The sequence below is a fragment of the Thioalkalivibrio sp. ALE12 genome, assembly GCF_000381105.1.
GTDB lineage: Bacteria > Pseudomonadota > Gammaproteobacteria > Ectothiorhodospirales > Ectothiorhodospiraceae > Thioalkalivibrio.
In genome coordinates, this window is record NZ_KB905922.1 from 1 (window position 1) to 16,424 (window position 16,424).

15 protein-coding genes are annotated in these 16,424 nt (G+C 69.8%); 13 read left to right on the plus strand and 2 right to left on the minus strand.

The window, feature by feature from the left end; genetic code table 11:
• The first annotated feature begins 524 nt into the window (after positions 1-524).
• Positions 525-3,302: a valine--tRNA ligase gene (locus F614_RS0113435; protein ID WP_019559083.1), complete on the plus strand. Its 2,778-nt coding sequence runs from the start codon at positions 525-527 to the stop codon at positions 3,300-3,302.
• Between the two features lie 235 nt (positions 3,303-3,537).
• Here F614_RS0113435 and F614_RS0113440 read toward each other — a convergent pair whose 3' ends face one another.
• Positions 3,538-4,209 carry a YdcF family protein gene (locus F614_RS0113440; RefSeq protein WP_019559084.1) on the minus strand — a complete coding sequence of 224 codons (672 nt, stop codon included), beginning with the start codon at positions 4,207-4,209 and terminating at the stop codon, positions 3,538-3,540.
• Positions 4,210-4,219: 10 nt separating this feature from the next.
• Positions 4,220-5,578: an NAD(P)/FAD-dependent oxidoreductase gene (locus F614_RS0113445; protein ID WP_018865743.1), complete on the minus strand. Its 1,359-nt coding sequence runs from the start codon at positions 5,576-5,578 to the stop codon at positions 4,220-4,222.
• Between the two features lie 173 nt (positions 5,579-5,751).
• Between F614_RS0113445 and F614_RS0113450 the strand changes: the two genes are divergently transcribed.
• The 12 genes from F614_RS0113450 to F614_RS0113505 all read left to right on the plus strand — a co-directional run bounded on the left by F614_RS0113450 (position 5,752) and on the right by F614_RS0113505 (position 16,211).
• A complete protein-coding gene (locus F614_RS0113450) occupies positions 5,752-6,024 on the plus strand; it encodes a phosphopantetheine-binding protein (RefSeq protein WP_026279160.1) in 273 nt (90 codons plus the stop codon).
• Positions 6,021-6,635 carry a hypothetical protein gene (locus F614_RS0113455; RefSeq protein WP_018879918.1) on the plus strand — a complete coding sequence of 205 codons (615 nt, stop codon included), beginning with the start codon at positions 6,021-6,023 and terminating at the stop codon, positions 6,633-6,635. The genes F614_RS0113450 and F614_RS0113455 overlap by 4 nt, the downstream gene beginning before the upstream one ends.
• A gap of 17 nt (positions 6,636-6,652) precedes the next feature.
• On the plus strand, positions 6,653-7,981 hold the full coding sequence (locus tag F614_RS0113460; RefSeq protein ID WP_018876114.1) for an AMP-binding protein: 1,329 nt from the start codon (positions 6,653-6,655) through the stop codon (positions 7,979-7,981).
• A 14-nt stretch (positions 7,982-7,995) separates the two neighbouring features.
• Positions 7,996-8,331, plus strand: coding sequence for a hypothetical protein (locus F614_RS0113465; RefSeq protein ID WP_026280777.1), 336 nt, complete (start codon positions 7,996-7,998; stop codon positions 8,329-8,331).
• Complete coding sequence (locus F614_RS0113470; protein ID WP_018865748.1) at positions 8,328-9,227, plus strand: lipid A biosynthesis acyltransferase; 900 nt, start codon at positions 8,328-8,330, stop codon at positions 9,225-9,227. The genes F614_RS0113465 and F614_RS0113470 overlap by 4 nt, the downstream gene beginning before the upstream one ends.
• A gap of 58 nt (positions 9,228-9,285) precedes the next feature.
• Positions 9,286-9,831, plus strand: coding sequence for a LolA-related protein (locus F614_RS0113475; protein WP_038035260.1), 546 nt, complete (start codon positions 9,286-9,288; stop codon positions 9,829-9,831).
• A gap of 14 nt (positions 9,832-9,845) precedes the next feature.
• On the plus strand, positions 9,846-12,230 hold the full coding sequence (locus tag F614_RS0113480; protein WP_019559085.1) for an MMPL family transporter: 2,385 nt from the start codon (positions 9,846-9,848) through the stop codon (positions 12,228-12,230).
• A 69-nt stretch (positions 12,231-12,299) separates the two neighbouring features.
• On the plus strand, positions 12,300-13,487 hold the full coding sequence (locus F614_RS0113485) for a beta-ketoacyl-ACP synthase (protein ID WP_018881206.1): 1,188 nt from the start codon (positions 12,300-12,302) through the stop codon (positions 13,485-13,487).
• Entirely contained in the window at positions 13,484-14,263 is a 780-nt protein-coding gene (locus F614_RS0113490; protein WP_018878776.1) for a beta-ketoacyl synthase chain length factor, read from the plus strand. The genes F614_RS0113485 and F614_RS0113490 overlap by 4 nt, the downstream gene beginning before the upstream one ends.
• Positions 14,264-14,294: 31 nt before the next feature.
• The gene (locus tag F614_RS0113495) at positions 14,295-14,756 is read left to right on the plus strand and encodes a hypothetical protein (protein WP_018865753.1); all 462 of its coding nucleotides are present in this window, start codon (positions 14,295-14,297) and stop codon (positions 14,754-14,756) included.
• Positions 14,753-15,475 carry a 3-oxoacyl-ACP reductase FabG gene (fabG, locus tag F614_RS0113500; protein ID WP_018878777.1) on the plus strand — a complete coding sequence of 241 codons (723 nt, stop codon included), beginning with the start codon at positions 14,753-14,755 and terminating at the stop codon, positions 15,473-15,475. Before F614_RS0113495 ends, fabG begins: the two co-directional genes overlap by 4 nt.
• 7 nt (positions 15,476-15,482) lie before the next feature.
• Positions 15,483-16,211 carry a glycosyltransferase family 2 protein gene (locus F614_RS0113505; RefSeq protein WP_019559086.1) on the plus strand — a complete coding sequence of 243 codons (729 nt, stop codon included), beginning with the start codon at positions 15,483-15,485 and terminating at the stop codon, positions 16,209-16,211.
• Positions 16,212-16,424 lie beyond the last annotated feature (213 nt).

Genomic DNA, 16,424 nt, shown 5'->3' on the forward strand with positions numbered 1-16,424 from the left:
TACCATCAACCACTTCAGGGGTCCGTTCGTGCAGCGTGACCCAAACCAACGGGTCTCCGGGAAACCCGGGGCGGTTCATTCGGATGGCAATAACTATTGTTGTGTCGTGGGGCTGGAATACCTTCTGTCTTGACCTTCCCCCCCCCGTATGGAGCCCCTCGCGGAGGGCGTGATGGGCCGGGAGAAGGCGCTGGATGTCTGAGCGGAGCCGAAGGCGCAGCGAGTTCAGCGCCGCCGGCCCAGCGCGTCCGGAGCGAGGTTCCCGGGCGAAATCCGGGTGCCCTTCTTTGGGTCCTTTCTTGGGCAAGCAAGAAAGGACCTCGGGGCGCGCTGGCGAGTCAGCGCCGGGCAGGTTGCGGACCGAAGGCACGTAAACACCGGAGGACGAACCAGGCCTAGCCACAACAGGGCAGGCGGCCAGACATAACCAACGTAAACACGATAGCGGACAGCGGGCGATGAGCGCGCCGCGCCGTTATAATGCGCGGCTTTCCCCACATTCCGACCCGAGCGCGCCCGCGATCATGGACAAGAGCTTCGACCCCAAGAGCATCGAGCAGACCCAGTATGAACGCTGGGAGGCCGCGAACATCTTCGCGCCGCCGGAGTCGGGCGAGGCCAACTACTGCATCCTGCTGCCGCCGCCGAACGTGACCGGCACGCTGCACATGGGGCATGCCTTCCAGCACACGCTGATGGACACCCTGATCCGCTACCGCCGGATGCACGGCGACCGCACCCTGTGGCAGGGCGGCACCGATCACGCCGGGATCGCCACCCAGATGGTGGTGGAGCGCCAGCTCGCCGCGCAGGAAAAGAGCCGCCACGACCTCGGTCGCGAGTCCTTCCTAGATGCCGTCTGGGACTGGAAACACCAATCCGGCGGCACCATTACGAGCCAGATGCGCCGGCTGGGCGACTCCGTGGACTGGTCGCGCGAACGCTTCACCATGGACGACGGCCTGTCCAACGCGGTGCGCGAGGTCTTCGTGCGCCTGCATGAGGAAGGCCTGATCTATCGCGGCAAACGCCTGGTCAACTGGGACCCGGTGCTGCACACCGCACTGTCCGATCTCGAGGTACTGTCGGAGGAGGAGGCCGGTCACCTGTGGCACTTCCGCTATCCGCTGGCGGACGGCTCGGGCCACCTGACCGTCGCGACCACCCGCCCGGAGACCATGCTGGGCGATACCGCCGTGGCCGTACACCCGGAGGACGAGCGCTACCGGCACCTGATCGGCCAGACGATCCGCCTGCCTCTGGTCGGACGCGAGATCCCGATCATCGCTGACGACTACGTCGAGGCCGAGTTCGGCTCCGGCTGCGTGAAGATCACCCCGGCGCACGATTTCAACGACTACGCGATGGGGCAGCGCCACGACCTGCCGGTGATCAACATCCTGACCATCGACGCCTGCCTGAACGAAAACGTGCCCGAGGCCTACCAGGGCCTCGATCGCTATGAGGCGCGCAAGCGTGTGGTCGCGGACCTCGAGGCCGAGGGACTGCTGGAAAAGATCGACGACCACAAGCTGATGGTCCCGCGCGGCGACCGCTCCGGCACCGTGGTCGAGCCCTACCTGACCGACCAGTGGTACGTGAAGGCCGGCCCGCTGGCCGAGCCGGCGATCAAGGCGGTGGAAGACGGCCGCATTCGCTTCGTGCCGGAGAACTGGTCGAAGACCTACTTCGAGTGGATGCGCAACATCGAAGACTGGTGCATCTCGCGCCAGATCTGGTGGGGCCACCGCATCCCGGCCTGGTACGACACCAATGGCAATGTCTACGTCGGCCGCTCCGAGGACGAGGTCCGCGAGAAGCACGGCCTGGCGGCCGATGTGGTGCTGACCCAGGACGAGGACGTGCTCGACACCTGGTTCTCCTCCGCGCTGTGGCCGTTTTCCACCCTCGGCTGGCCGGAACAGACGCCGGAGCTGCGCGACTTCTACCCGACCAGCGTGCTGGTCACCGGCTTCGACATCATCTTCTTCTGGGTCGCCCGCATGATCATGATGGGCGAGCACTTCATGGGGGACGTGCCGTTCCGCGAGGTGTACGTCACCGGCCTGATCCGCGACTCGGAAGGCCAGAAGATGTCCAAGTCCAAGGGCAACGTGATCGACCCGATCGACTTGATCGACGGCATCAGCGCCGACAACCTGGTCGCCAAGCGCACCCAGGGCCTGATGCAGCCGCAGATGGCGAAGAAGATCGAGAAGACCACGCGCAAGAGCTTCCCCGACGGCTTTCCCGCCTTTGGCACCGATGCCCTGCGCTTTACCCTGGCGGCTCTGGCCACCACCGGGCGCGACATCAAGTTCGACCTCGGCCGCATCGAGGGCTACCGCAACTTCTGCAACAAGCTGTGGAACGCCTCGCGCTTCGTACTGATGAACGTCGAGGGCCACGACTGCTCGGCCGCGGACGACACGGCGGAGCACCGCACCCTGGCCGATCGCTGGATCCTCGACCGCCTGGCGGCCACCGCCGAGACCGCCACGCAGCAGTTCGATGCCTACCGCTTCGACCTCGCCGCGCAGACGCTCTACGAGTTCACCTGGCACGACTACTGCGACTGGTACCTGGAGCTGACCAAGCCGGTCCTGAACGACGACGCCACACCGGATGCGGTCAAGCGCGCCACGCGCAATACGCTGGTCACCGTGCTCGAGGCCCTGCTGCGCCTGCTGCACCCGGTGATGCCGTTCATCACCGAGGCGATCTGGACCAGTGTGAAGCCACACGCCGGGATCGGCGACGACGTCGAGTTCCTGGTGCAGTGCCGCTGGCCGGCGCAGGACGGCTTCCCGCGTGATGCCACCGCCACCGCCGAGCTCGACTGGGTCAAGGACTTCATCACCGGGCTGCGCCGCATCCGCGCGGAGATGGACATCGCTCCGGGCAAGCCGCTGCCCGTGCTGGTGAAGAACTGGACCGACGCCGACCAGGAACGCTACACCCGCCACCGCGGCCTTCTGGAATTCCTGGCCAAGCCGGAAAGCGTCACCTGGCTGGATGCCGCCGACGAGGCCCCGGAGTCCGCGATGGCCCTGGTCGACGACATGCAGCTGCTGATCCCGCTGGCCGGGCTGATCGACAAGGATGCCGAGCTGGCCCGCCTGGACAAGGAAATCGGCAAGCTCGACAAGAACCTCGAGCAGAGCGAAAAGCGCCTTGCCAACGCGAGCTTCGTCGACCGCGCCCCGGCCGACGTGGTGCAAAAAGAACGCGACCGCGTCGCCGAGATGCACACTACCCGCGACCAGCTCGCCGCCCAGCGCGAACGCATCCGCGCGATGTGAGGGCCTGTATTCACCACGAAGACACGAAGAAGGTCAAGGGCGAAGGGCGTTTAACAGGAAGTCGGGAAGACCGGAAGAACGAACAGGGACTAAAGGCGCTGTCCAGATGCCACCGCCTTGGGCGCAGCCCGCTGCACAGCTAGGCCAACCACCGTAAACCCTTCCCGTCTTCCCATCTTCCTGTAGATGTTTTTCCGGTTTTCTTCGTGTCTTCGTGCGCTTCGTGGTGAACAACTCAGCTGATGCGTTCGAGCATGCCGCGGTGGCGGATGAGGCGGGCAAAGCCACGGCCCACGTGGTACCAGTGCAGCATCCAGGCCTCCCGTGCCAGCCGGCCCGCGGACACCCGCGAGCCCAGCTCGGCCGGACAGGGGCAGATGCGCAACCCCATGCCACGCGCCATCGCCGCCGACCGGGCGAGATGGAAGCGGCTGGTAATCAGAACCAGCGGCGCGTCGTCATGCGGCTCCAGCGCCAGCAGATCACGGGCATTGCGCAGGTTCTCCAGGGTGTGCCGGGAGGCATCCTCCGTCTGGATACGTTCGGCCGCAATGCCGTGGCGGCGAAGAAATGCGGCGCCCGCGGCGGCCTCGGTCGGGCCCTGCGGGGACGTCTGCCCGCCCAGCACGAGGATCCGGGCCTCGGGGTTGCGCCGCGCCAGCCGCACCGCGCGCAACAGGCGCAGACGGTACCCCGGGCCTGGCGCCCCGGCCTCCAGTTGCTGCCCCAGCACGAGGATGCACCGGCCCCTTCCGGGGCAGCGAAGCTGTCGTGACCAGCGCAGGGCATGGGTCCACAGCAGCAGCCAGGACAGGCCGCCGGTCGCCAGGATGATCAGGTTCGACAGCGCGAAGGTCGCCAGGCCATCCGCGCCGATGCGCCCCAGTCCGACCCGTGCCGCACCCACGCGAGTCCGCTCAGGCCTCGTCTTCGGGGGTCGTGCCGCCGGTGAAACGCAGCCGCGCGTTGCGCCGGCGCCGCGCCCAGAAGTGCAGGGCCCGTGGCAGATTCAGCGCCATCTGGGTGTAGTACACGGCCTTGAAGGCGCGCAGCGACCACTGCACGCGGGTGTTGCGGTAGACATCGCCGGCCAGCAGGGAGATCACCGCCTGCTCCATGCCCAGGGTGTTGCGCGGCCCCATGAACAGCTTGCGCATCACCGGGCTGTTGAAGCGGTAGATCAGCCAGGAGAAGCGGCGCACGCCCCGGCGAACGTCGCGCTCGAACGCACGCAGGTAGCGTCCGGCGCGCGCCGGGCGCGCGAGGCAGCGGTCCACCGCGTCCGCGGCGCGGAAGCCCCCCGACATCGCGATATAGACCCCGCTGGAGAACACCGGGTCGACAAAGGTAAAGGCATCGCCCACCAGCAGATACCCCGGGCCATGGGCCTGACGCGAGCGGTAGGAGAAATTGCCGGTCGCATTCACCGGACCGGCCAGTTCCGCGCCCTGCATGCGCTCGAACGCCGGGGGACACAGCTTCAGCGTCTCCCACAGGAACGCCTCCGGCTTGGTCCTGCGCGTCTTCAGGTATTCCGGAAAGCACACCGCGCCCACGCTCATCGCACCGTCACGCAGCGGGATCATCCAGATCCAGCCATGCTGGAACCAGTAGATACTGATGTTGCCGGCATCCCGCCCGGGACGCCGCGGCACATTATTGAAGTGGCCGAAGATGGCTGCGCTGTTGTGCTCCGCGTTGCGCGTCTTCAGATCGAGGCGGCGCGCCAGGAAGGTATCGCGCCCGGAGGCATCGACCACGAAGTCGGCCTCGAACTCCAGCGTATTCCCGGCCGCGTCGCGCGCGGTCACCTGCTGGGTCCCGCCGTTCGCCGGGTCGGCCAGGGCCACATCCGAGACCGTCACCTCCTCCAGCACCCGGACCCCCAGGCGCGCGCTGTTCTCCAGCAGCAGGTGATCGAACTCCGAACGCCGCACCTCGTAGGCCGAAGCGGGGGTATCGTCGTTCAGGGCACGTTCGAAGTAGTAGGTGCGCGGTGCATCGGGCGCCTCGGGGATGGTGAATTCGGCCCCGTGCTTGGGGATGCCGAGGGTCGCGACCGCGTCGGCAATCCCCAGCTCCTCGAACAGCGGCATGTTCATCGGCAGCAGGGATTCGCCAATGTGGAAACGCGGATGCCGGGCCTTCTCCAGCAGCACCACGTCGCGACCCTTCTGCGCCAGCCGGGAGGCAACGGTGGAACCGGCCGGACCGCCGCCAATGACCAGTACCTGACAGCGACCGTCCGTTCCCGCGTTCTCTACCGCTTGTTTCAAATGCTGTCTCCACTGGCCATCCGGGCGCCCAAAACGGCGACCCGAACCGGTCGCGAGGGTACCACGACCCCCAAGGTGTGGGTATCATCGGCGCCCAGCAGGGTGACCGCCACGCGAAGTGGAAGTTCGCGGGCGGTCACAAAACCGCACATCACGACACCCCGGGGGAACACGTGGCATCGCAAACAGCGTTCGAACAGGAAGTCGCCCAACTGATCGTCGACAGTCTCAATCTGGAGGACGTGACGGCGGGGGAGATCGAGCCGGAAGACGCCCTGTTCCGCGACGGGCTGGGTCTGGACTCCATCGACGCCCTGGAACTGGCCCTGGCGATCTCGCGCGCCTACGGCGTCCAGATCCGTTCCGACGACGAGAACAACCGCCAGATCTTTGCATCCCTGCGCGCCCTGAGCGCCCACATCGAGGCGAACCGAGCCGCGTCGTGAACACCCCGCTCGCCGCCAGCGTGGCCCTGTGCTATCCGGTCGCGGTCGTGCTCGGAGTGGCCTTCGAGGTCCCCTTGCTGCCGCTGGCGATCCTGGCCGTGCTGATCCTGGTGGCGAGCTGGGGGGCCCTGGGGCCTGCCGGGCGGGCCGCGCTGGTCCTGGCGCAGGCCGCCACCGTCGCCCTGTTACTGACCCTTGGCGCCGGAACCTGGCTGCTGTACACCATCCCGGTCCTGATCATGGGGCTGCTGGCGTGGCTGTTCGCGCGCTCGCTGCGCCCCGGCTCCACGCCGCTGATCACCCGCTACGCCCTGGCCATGGGCGCCTCCGACACCCCCGCGGTGCATCGCTACACGCGCAATCTGACCATCGCCTGGGCGCTGCTGTGCGGTGTCCTCGCCCTGGTCTCCGCCTGGCTGGCGCTGTTCGCCTCCGCAACGACCTGGGCGCTGTTCGCCAACGGAATCAACTACCTGCTGCTGGCCAGCCTGTTCCTGCTGGAGTACCCGCTGCGCCTCTGGCTGCTGCGCGACGAGCCGCGCAGCGGTTTCCTGGCCTACCTGATCGAGCTCGCGCGGGTCGATCACCACCGGATGCTGAGGCACCCGTGACGGACCCGACAACGGACATGCGGCCGCTGATCGCCGAAGCCCCGGAACCGCTGGCCCGGATCGGGGATCGCCGGGTCTCGCGCGCGGCGTTCCTCGCCGACGTGCAGGCGCTGGCCGCGCAACTGCCGCCGGCCCGCGCGGCCTTCAATCTGTGCCAGGACCGCTACCACTTCGCGGTCGCCTTTGCCGCGATCCTGCTGCGGGGTCAGACCAACCTGCTGCCGCCCAACCGCGGCCGCACGACCCTGGCCGAGATCGCCGGCCAGTATCCGGATGCCATCGCCCTGGTGGACGGCCCGGACGCCGAGATCGCCATCCCGGTCCTGCGCGTCGCCGCCCGCGGCGAGGCGGGCGAGGCCATGGGCCCCGTGCCCGCGATCCCTGGCGAGCAGACCGCCGTCCTGGCGTTCTCCTCCGGCAGTACTGGCACGCCCACGGCGCACGCTCGCAGCTGGACGGCCCTGCATGCGGTCACCGCCCAGGCCCTGGAGGCCCTCGACCTGGCGGGCCACCCCGGCCCCACCCTGGTCGGCACGGTACCGCCACAGCATATGTACGGCCTGGAATCGACCGTGCTGTATGCCCTGCTGGGGCACACCACGCTGCTGGCCGGGCGCCCGTTCTACCCCGAGGACGTGCGCACGGCGCTGGCCGACAGCGCCCCGGCGGTGCTGGTGACCACGCCCTTCCACCTGAAGGCCTGCCTGCGCGCCGGCCTCGAGTGGCCGTCACCGACCCGCATCCTCTGCGCCACTGCGCCGCTGTCCCCGGATACCGCCGCCCGGGCCGAGCGGGTCTTCGGCTGCCCCCTCGACGAGATCTACGGCTGCACCGAGGCGGGGGCCATCGCCACGCGCCGCACGACCCGCGAGTCCGCCTGGACCACCTATCCCGGGGTGGAGATCCATCCCGGAGAGACCGGGCGCGCGTGGGTCCGGGGCCCGCAACACCCCGAGCCGGTGCCGCTTCCGGACCATATCGAGGTGCAGGACACGCGCCTTTTCCGCATGGAAGGCCGTCTCGCCGATCAACTGAATATCGCCGGCAAGCGCGCCTCGCTGGCCGATTTGAACCGGCGCCTGAATGCCATCCCCGGGGTGCTCGACGGCGTCTTCATCCCGCCGGATCCCGAATCGGACACGCACGGCGTCACCCGCCTGGCGGCCCTGGTGGTCGCCCCGAAACGCAGCGAAGCCGAAATCCAGGCGGCACTGGCCGACTGCATGGACCCGCTGTTCCTGCCGCGCCCACTGGTGCGGGTCGACCACCTGCCGCGCTCGGCCACCGGCAAGCTGCCGCGTCAGGTCCTGCTGGACCTGCTCGCCCACCACGGCCAGTGCGCCTGACGGCGCGCCGCCCCATGCAACCGACGGCCGTCCAGTCCACCATCCGCCGCATCGGGGCCGAGCACCCGTCCCTGCCCGGGCATTTCCCCGGCCACCCGGTGGTCCCCGGCGTGGTAATCCTCGATCAGGTGGCAGCGGTCGCGCGGGCCCACGGTCTCGGACCGGTCGCGGCCCTCCCGCAGGTCAAGTTCCTCGCGCCGCTGACACCGGAGGCCGCGTTTCGCATCGAGATCGACCCGCCCGGTCGTGGCGGGCGGCAGGGGTTTCGCGTCGTGGCCGCCGAGGGCGAGCCGCCGGTCACCTTCTGTTCCGGCCAGCTGGTCACGCTCCACGACACCCCGGACCCATGAGCCGCGCTTGGTTCCAGCAGGCGGAACGGGGCTCGCCGCTGGCCCTGCGCATCATCCTGTGGGTGGCCCTCAATCTCGGGCGCCGGGCCAGCCGCGCGCTGCTGTACCCGATCACCGCGTATTTCCTGCTGTTCGCGCCGCAGTCGCGGCGGCACAGTCGCAATTACCTGCGCCGGGCGCTGCAGCGCGAGCCGCGGCTGGCGGACCTGGCGCGCCACCTGCACAGCTTCGCCGCGGTGATCCTCGACCGGGTCTTCCTGCTCGCCGGGCAGGATGCCTGCCTCGATATCCGGGTCCACAACCGCGAGACCTTCCTCGAACATGTGGACAGCGGCCGCGGCGCGATCCTGCTGGGCGCGCACCTCGGCAGCTTCGAGGCCCTGCGCGCCCTGGCGGTGGGCAAGTACGACTTCCCGGTGCGGGTCCTGATGTACAGCGACCACAACCAGAGCATCACCCAGGTCCTGGAGGCGCTGAATCCCGAGGTGGCCGCGTCGGTGATCCCGCTGGGCCGCACCGAGACCCTGATCCAGGCCCGCGAATGCCTGGATCGCGGGGAACTGATCGCCACCCTGGGCGACCGCGTCGCCGAGAGCGACAAGATGGTCGCCTGCGACTTCCTCGGCGACACCGCGCTGTTCCCCCAGGGGCCGTTGCTGCTGGCCGCGGTACTCAAGGTCCCGGTGATCCTGTGCTTCGGGCTCTATCGCGGCGGCAACCGCTACGATATCGTCTTCGAACCCTTCGCCGAGACCCTCGACGCCCCGCGCGGGCAGCGTGACGAGATCCTGGCCCAGTGGGTACAGCGCTATGCCGACCGCCTCGCGGCGCGGGTACGCGAGGCCCCCTACAACTGGTTCAATTTCTATGACTTCTGGGACGATGCATCCAAATAGGCGAGGCCACGGCCTTGGCCCGCGTATCCGCCAGTCCGGCATCACGCTGATCCTGGCCTTGGGTCTTCTCGCCCCTGTATCGGCCTTGGCCAACGACACCCTCGGCGCATTGCTGGAAGCCCTGACCACCGAGCGGGAAGCGACCCTCGCGTTCGAGGAGCGCCGCGACGATCCGATGCTGGAATTCCCGGAGACACGTTCGGGCTCGCTTGCCTTCGAGCCCCCCGATACCCTTACCCGCCAGGTCGACGGCCCGCGTGGCGAGACCGTGCACATCGAGGGCGACACACTCACCCTGGAACGGCGTGGCTCCAGCCGCGAGATCGACCTGAACGAACAGCCCGCCCTGGCCACCCTGACCGGCCTGTTCCGCGCCCTGCTGAACGGCGACCGCGAGCAACTGGAGGCCGATTTCGAGATCGAGCTGACGGGCGACATGGAGGCCTGGACCCTGGAGCTCGTCCCACGGGACCGCGCCCTGCGCCGCATGGTCCCCGAACTGACCCTGACCGGCGCCGGCGACGAACTACGCGAACTGATCACGGTCGAGTCCGGCGGACACCAAAGCCACATGCGCTTCGAGCCGCCACAGTACGCGGACTAGGGAAACACTGATTGATGTGCCCGTCCCGCATCGCCCTGGGCCTGTGGCTGGCCGCGCTCACGCTGGCCACGCTCACGCTGGCCCTGCGCGGCGAACTGGTTACCGACCTGCAGGGCTTTGCCCCGGACCCGGTCAGCGCCGACGGCATCGTGCTGGATCCCGGGGCCGGCCCGGCCGGACGTATGTTGCTGCTGGCGATCGCCGGGGGCGAGGCACGCGATCGGGCCGCGGCCAGCGATGCCCTGGTCGCCGCTCTGGAGGATGTCCCGGACGTGGCGGGCGTCCACAACGGCCGCCTGGACCCCGACGACCCGGCCCTGGAATTCCTGATCGAACATCGCTACCTGCTGAGCCCGCGAATCCATGCCGATGCCTTCAGCCAGGATGCCCTGCGCGAACACCTGCAGGCGCGCCGCGATGACCTCTCCAGCGCCGTCCCGGAGCTGCCCCGGGAACTGATCCCGCGCGACCCCACCGCCGAGACCCGGGTCGTTCTGGAGCAGCTCGCCACCACCGGCGGCCGTGCAACGACCGGGCCGGACGGGGTCTGGGTGACCCCCGATCGTGAACGGGCGCTGCTGGTGCTGCGCAGCACCGCCGACGGCATGGACCTGGACGCCCAGGCGGCCCTGATCGAACGCACGCGCACCGCCTTCGCCGACCTCGACCCGCCGGAGCTGCGCCTGCAGATCGCCGGCCCGGCGGTCATCGCGGTGGAATCGCGGGCCACCATCCGAGGCGAGGTCACCTGGATCACCACCGGCGCCAGTATCGCCCTGGCCCTCCTGCTGCTGGCGGTGTTCCGCCACCCGCATCCGGTCTGGCTGGCAGCCGTACCGCTGGCGAGCGGCATCCTGATCGCGGCGGCGGTGGTCACTACGGTCTTCGGGCACCTGCACGGGATCGCGCTGGCCTTCGGCATCACCGTGCTGGGGATCGCCCTGGACTACCCCTTGCACCTGTTCGCCCATGCGCAGCGGCGCGACAGCCCGCACCCCGGGGACGCACGCCTGGCGCAGGCCGCGCGCGAACTGGGGCCCGTGATTGCCCTGGGCGCTGGCAGCACCGTGCTGGTGTTTGCCCTGATGGCCCTCACCGGCTTCTCCGGTATGGCGCAGCTGGGGCTCTTCGTGCTGACCGGAGTGGCCGTGGCCGCCGTGACCACCCGCTGGGTCCTGCCGGTCCTGGTTCCCGCCCGGTTGCAGCGCGAGGGCCTGCCGGCTCCGAGGCTGCCGGTCCCGGTCGCGCTCGCGCACCCCCCGGCGCTGGCCCGCTGGGGCGTCGCCCTGCTGGCCCTGGCCGCGGTCGCCGTGGTGGCGAGCGCCGATCCGTTTCCCTGGGAAGACCGCCTGTCCGCGCTGCACCCGGTGCCGGAGGAGCAGGTCACGCTGGACCAGGAGCTGCGGGGCGCACTGGGGCTACCGGACGTCCGCCACGCCCTGCTGATCACTGCCGACTCCGCGGAACGAGCCCTGCGCGCCAGCGAGGCCCTGGTCCCGGAGCTGGAAGCCCTGCGCGCGTCCGGGCTCGTGGACGGCTTCGGCCACCCCGCCGAGGTACTGCCAAGCCGGCAGCGCCAGCAACAACGCCAGGCCGCGCTGCCGCACCCCGATGACCTGCGCGAACGCCTGGCGGCGGCGAGCGCGGATCTCGGGTTCCGCGAGGGGGCCTTCGCACCCTTTGTGGAGGACATCTCGGCGGCCCGCGAGCAGGCTCTTCTGGCCCCGGAGACCCTGCCGGACGGCCCCCTGCGCAACGCGCTCGACCCCTTGCTTCAGCCACACGAGGACGGCCAGGGCTGGACCGCCTGGGTCCGCCTGCAAGGGGTCCGGGATGACGAGGCCCTGGCGCGCTGGGCCGCAGACATCCCGCGGGCCGACCTGTCGGAACGGGAGGGGACCGGCGCAGGCGTGCACCACATCGATTTCTTCCGGGCCTCCGAGGAACTGGTCATCGGCTTCCGCGACGAGGCCCTGCAGCGCCTGGCGCTGGGTCTTGTGGCCGTCGCGCTCCTGCTGCTGGTCGCCACTCGGGCCCCGGGGCGCAGCCTGCGCATCCTGACGGCCGTCGGCACCGGCTTGCTGCTGACCCTGGCCGCGCTGATCCTGCTGGGCGTCCGGCTGTCGCTGTTCCACCTGATCGCGCTGCTGCTGATCGCCGGGCTGTGTCTGGACTACGCGGTGTTCTTCAGCCGCCCCCTGCGGGATGCCGCGGCGCGCCTGCGCAACCTGCGCTCGGTCGGCGTCTGCGCGCTGTCGACCCTGGTGGTATTCGGGCTGCTGGCCCTTTCCAGCCTTCCGGTCCTGCAGGCCCTGGGCCTCACCGTGGTGCTGGGCGTGGTATTTTCCTTCCTCGCGGCGGCCCTGCTGGCGCCCGAGGTCAACCCAGGAAAACACTGATCCAGGCGAGGCCGCCTGACACCCATCCACCCGGAATCGCCTCCGGCCACTATCCACAGAACACGCCCCATGGACCCACTGGTCATCACCGCCCACACCCTGACAAGCGCCGCCGGAACCGGGATCGCCGCCAACGCCGAGGCCCTGCGCAACGGGGTCAGCGGGCTGCGCCCCTGCGATCTGGAAAGCGTGAGTCTGGACACCCACATCGGCCGCGTGCCCGGCGTGGAGGCCATCACCCTGAAAGGCGAGCTCGCCCCGTTTCAGTGCCGCAACAACCAGCTCGCCGAACTGGGCCTGCGCCAGGATGGCTTCGCCGACGCGGTGGCGGCCGCCGTTGCGCGCTACGGCGCCGACCGGGTGGCCGTGCTGCTGGGCACCAGCACCTCGGGCATCGCCGCCACCGAGGCCGCCTACCACCGGCGCGACCCGCAGACCAGGGCCCTGCCCCCGGATTACGACTACCAGCACACCCAGAACATGTTCTCGCTGGCCGATTTCGTCGCCACCCGCTTCGGCCTGTCGGGGCCGGCCCTGGTGGTCTCCACCGCCTGCTCGTCCAGCGCCAAGGTCTTCGCCGATGCCCGTCGCTACATGGCCGCGGGGCTTTGCGACGCGGCCGTGGTCGGCGGTGTCGACAGCCTGTGCGGCATGACGCTGTATGGCTTCAATGCCCTGCAACTGGTGGCCGCGCAGCCCTGCACCCCGCTGGACCGCGACCGCGCCGGGATCTCGATCGGCGAGGCCGCCGGCTTCTTCCTGCTGGAACGCCCCTCGCCGGATACCACGGGACCACGGCTGACCGGTCACGGCGAATCCAGCGACGCCCACCACATGTCCGCCCCGCACCCCGAGGGCCTGGGGGCCGCGACCGCCTTGCAACAGGCGCTGGAGCGCGGCGGACGTCGGGGCGACGAGATCGACTACGTGCTGATGCATGCCACCGCAACCCCGGCCAACGACGGCGCCGAGGCCCGCGCCCTGGTGCGCAGCCTGGGGCCGCGCCCGCGCGCCGTAGGCACCAAGGGTCTGACCGGACACACCCTGGGCGCCGCCGGCGCGGTGGGCGTGGCCCAGGCCCTGGCCAGTCTGGACGGCGGCTTTGTGCCACCCACGGCCGGCCTGAAGATGCTGGATCCGCAACTGGACCTCGAGGCCCGCGGCGAGGCGGAACCGCGCCCGGTACAACGGGTACTGGTGAATGCCTTTGGCTTTGGCGGCAACAACTGCAGCCTGCTACTGGAGGCCGCACCATGAAGGCCATCGGACTCCATGCCGTGGGGCTGCTGGGCCCGGGACTGGACGACTTCGCCAGTGCCCGCCCCGTGCTGGCCGGCGAGACCCCGCTGGCGAGCCGCGAGGTCCACGTCCCTCCGCCCGGGCTGCTTCCGGCCAACGAGCGCCGACGCACCACCGCCACCATCCGCCTCGCCCTGAAGGTCGCGGAAGAGGCCACCGAAGGGGCCGATCGCAGCCGGCTGCGCAGCGTGTTCGCGTCATCCTCCGGCGACATGGACATCATCGACCGCATCTGCGATGCCCTGACCCAGCCGGAGCCGGTAGTGTCGCCGGTGCAGTTTCACAACTCGGTGCACAATGCCCCGGCCGGCAACTGGTCGATCGCGACCCGCAACCCGGCGCCGGCCACGGCGCTGTCCGGCTACAACGCCAGCCTGGCCGCGGGGCTGCTGGAGGCCGCGACACTGCAGCTGGACGAGGGCGGCGACGTCCTGCTGGCCTGCTACGACGTGCCGTCCATGGACAGCTTCATCCACGTGCGGCCCATCCATCACCCCTTTGCCGTGGCCCTGCGCCTGGGCCCGGTGGACGGCGCACCCTGGCAGCTGCAGCTCGACCTCGGAGGGCCGGCCGCGGCCGACCCCTGCCACAGTGATGACCTGGAGGCGCTGCGCGCGAGCAATCCGGCCGCGCGCGCCCTGCCCCTGCTGGAACGGCTGGTCCGGGGCACGCCCGGAAATGTTACGCTTGAGGCGCCGCTGGGCCGGTCCCTGAACATCCGGGTCGGGCCCTGAACCATCCGCCCGGATCAGGAAGATCCCGCGCATGTCATCCCGACCCGAGACCCTGGATCACGAGGCCATCTGCCGGCTGCTGCCGCATGCCGGCGCAATGTGTCTGCTGGATACGGTGGAGGCCTGGTCCGACACCACCATCCATTGCCGTGCCGAAAGCCACCGCGACCCGGCCAACCCGCTGCGCGGCGAGGCCGGGCTGCATGCCCTGGCGGCGCTGGAATACGGCGCCCAGGGCATGGCCGTGCACGGGGCCCTGCTGGCCGATGCCGGGCCGGCGCGCGCCGGCTATCTGGCGGCGGTGCGGGATCTGCAGCTGCAGACCCGTCGCCTCGACAGCCTGGGAGCGGCACTGGAGATCCACGCGGACTGCATCCTGTCGGACCGCAACAGCTCCATCTACGACCTGCGCGTAAGCGCGGGCGCACAGCCGGTGCTGAGCGCCCGCGCGACCGTCATCCTGCAACCCGCCGACGACGAGGACAGCCCGTGACTGCACGCGCCCTGATTACCGGCGGCAGTGGCGCCATCGGCGCCGCCATCGGCCACGCCCTGGCCATGGCCGGCCACGAGGTCATCCTGCATGCCCATCGCAACGCCGCCGCGGCCGAGGCGACCGCCGATGCCATCCGTGCCGATGGCGGCCAGGCCCGGGTGCTGGTGTTCGACATCACCGACGAGGGGGCCTGCCGCGAGACGCTGGAACCCCTCGCGGCCGAGCAGCCGGTACAGATCCTCGTCCACAACGCCGGCATCCACGACGACGCGCCACTGGCCGGGATGCGCCGCGAACAATGGGACCGCCCGATCGATGTCGGCCTCAACGGCTTCTACAACGTGACCCAGCCGCTGCTGCTGCCGATGATCACCACCCGCTGGGGCCGGGTGATCGCGATCTCCTCGGTAGCCGGGCAGATCGGCAATCGCGGCCAGACCAATTACGCGGCGGCCAAGGCCGGCCTGCACGGCGCCATCCGCTCGCTGGCCCAGGAGGTCGCCTCGCGCGGCATTACCGCCAACGCGGTCGCCCCCGGCATCATCGAGAGCCCCATGAGCGAGGGCAGCTTCGATGCCGAACATATCCGCAATCTGGTGCCGATGCGCCGCGCCGGCCGGCCCGAGGAAGTCGCGGGCGTGGTCGGCTTCCTGGCCAGCGACGCAGCCAGTTACGTCTCCGGCCAGGTGATCGGTGTCAACGGCGCCCTCGCCTGACGCCTCCATGAGCACGGTCGTCGCCCTGATCCCCGCCCACAACGAGGCGGCCACCATCGAAGCGGTGGTGGCCGGCGCCCGCGCGCAGGTGGACCGGGTGATCGTGGTGGACGACGGATCCGAGGACGCCACCGCCCGCCTGATCGAGGATCAGGCCGAAGTCCTGCGCATGGACGAGAACAGTGGCAAGGCCAGCGCCCTGTGGGCCGGGATGCAGCTTGCCCTGGCCACCGGCGCCGAGGCGGTGGTGACCCTGGATGCCGACGGCCAGCACGACACTACCGAGATCCCCGCGCTGGTCGCCGCGTGGCACGAGACGCCGAACCGGCTGGTCCTGGGCGCACGCCTCAAGGGCCGCGAGCACACCCCGCCGCTGCGCCTGTTCGGCAACCGCATGGCCGACTTCTGGATTGCCTGGGCCTCCGGGCAGCCCCTACGGGACTCCCAATCCGGCTTCCGCATCTACCCGGCCGCCCTGCTGCGGCGCCTGGACCTGGCCCACCACCGGGCCCGCGGCTTCGTGTTCGAGAGCGAGGCCCTGATCGTCGCCGAACGCCTGGGATTCCCGGCACGGGTGGTCCCGGTACGCTGCATCTACCCGGAAAACCACCGCCCCAGCCACTACCGGCCGACCGCGGATACCCTGCGGATCATCGCCATGGTTGCCGGCCACCTGCTGCGCCGCGGAATGCGCCCGCTGGGGCTGCTGCGGTCGCTGGGCGTGATCCGCCGTTAGGGAGACGCTGATTGAATCGCACGTCCGCGTTGGTGCCCCCTGTTTTCCGAGACAAGGCGCGTCGTGCAGCGGGTAGTGGTTCTACCCGCAAGCGGCGCAACGCAGGATCGGGGAACAGGGGGCACCAACCCCACAAGCCATTGAAAGCAGGGGCTCGGCCGCTTTTGCGTGGGAACGGCGTTGCGGTTCCCTTGTGCAGAATGACTGCACGGC

Coding starts and splice junctions, on each gene's coding strand:
- F614_RS0113435 (WP_019559083.1), top strand. CDS start 525: ATGGACAAGAGCTTCGACCCCAAGAGCATCGAGCAGACCCAGTATGAA.
- F614_RS0113460 (WP_018876114.1), top strand. CDS start 6,653: ATGCGGCCGCTGATCGCCGAAGCCCCGGAACCGCTGGCCCGGATCGGG.
- F614_RS0113465 (WP_026280777.1), top strand. CDS start 7,996: ATGCAACCGACGGCCGTCCAGTCCACCATCCGCCGCATCGGGGCCGAG.
- F614_RS0113470 (WP_018865748.1), top strand. CDS start 8,328: ATGAGCCGCGCTTGGTTCCAGCAGGCGGAACGGGGCTCGCCGCTGGCC.
- F614_RS0113480 (WP_019559085.1), top strand. CDS start 9,846: ATGTGCCCGTCCCGCATCGCCCTGGGCCTGTGGCTGGCCGCGCTCACG.
- F614_RS0113485 (WP_018881206.1), top strand. CDS start 12,300: ATGGACCCACTGGTCATCACCGCCCACACCCTGACAAGCGCCGCCGGA.
- F614_RS0113490 (WP_018878776.1), top strand. CDS start 13,484: ATGAAGGCCATCGGACTCCATGCCGTGGGGCTGCTGGGCCCGGGACTG.
- F614_RS0113495 (WP_018865753.1), top strand. CDS start 14,295: ATGTCATCCCGACCCGAGACCCTGGATCACGAGGCCATCTGCCGGCTG.
- F614_RS0113505 (WP_019559086.1), top strand. CDS start 15,483: ATGAGCACGGTCGTCGCCCTGATCCCCGCCCACAACGAGGCGGCCACC.